At 66.4% G+C, this 819-nt stretch carries 1 protein-coding gene and 1 pseudogene; one reads left to right on the forward strand and one right to left on the reverse strand.

Features of this window, described 5'->3' with window-relative positions; translation table 11 throughout:
• Window positions 1–118, forward strand: a pseudogene (locus tag KME75_RS47550) (IS30 family transposase); the annotation flags it as partial.
• On the opposite strand, the gene KME75_RS42040 reads toward KME75_RS47550, so the two are convergent.
• Window positions 77–655: an alpha/beta fold hydrolase gene (locus KME75_RS42040; protein WP_219420644.1), complete on the reverse strand. Its 579-nt coding sequence runs from the start codon at window positions 653–655 to the stop codon at window positions 77–79. The pseudogene KME75_RS47550 and the gene KME75_RS42040 overlap by 42 nt on opposite strands.
• Between the last annotated feature and the right edge of the window lie 164 nt (window positions 656–819).

Below are 819 nucleotides of genomic sequence, written 5' to 3' on the forward strand. Positions count from 1 at the left end.
GGACTATCTCGCGATGGTGGCTTCCGAAATCAACGACCGACCCCGTAAGATTCACAACTGGAAGAAGCCCTCCGAGCTATTCACCGAGCTTGTCGAGTCGCATGCTTCCACTGGCTGAATCTGCCAGCTCGACGCCGAAGAAGGTGTCGGCGTCCTTGACCGCCTGCGCTACCGCGCCCGGAAGGCGCTCATCGAGCACGGCTCGGCACGTCGTCCAGTCCACGCCGCCGACCACGCTCATGAAGATCCCCAGCGCTCCTTCGTGGTCGCCGCTCCCGTACGCCTCGAACGCCGGCCCGACCTGCTGGAAGAAGGCCTCACCGCTGGGCACCGAGAGCAGTGACAGCTCCAGCAGGGTGAGCGTGTGCACCGTCTCGGCGTGATCGAGTGCCAACTGGGCGGCGACAGCCGCGCCGCTGGAGTGGCCGGCGACGTGGGCGCGCGGCACTCCCAGACGGTCCAGGAGGGCCGCGGCGTCGGCGGCGTGGGTCGCGACGGTCACCGGCGGCGGGGTGTGAGTGCTCCCCACCCAGCCCCGCTTGTGGTAGCGGATCAGCTGATAGCGGTCGGCCAGCACCGGTTCGGACAGGAGTGGCAGGAACCCGTCCGCGAGGACGGGGCTGATGAGCAGCACGGGTTCGCCCGATCCGACCACCTCGTACTCCAGCTCGACGCCGTTGACCTCTGTACGTTGAGGCCTATTCAGCCGCCAAGTAGAAGTGCAGTCCGATAACCGCCGAGATCGTCGTGTCGAACGTCGCCAGCGGCCGCCGGTAGTCGGTGTGCATGATGCGCCAGGTCTTAAAGTTTGCGATCACC

Source organism: Pseudonocardia nigra (genome assembly GCF_019396355.1).
GTDB lineage: Bacteria > Actinomycetota > Actinomycetes > Mycobacteriales > Pseudonocardiaceae > Pseudonocardia > Pseudonocardia nigra.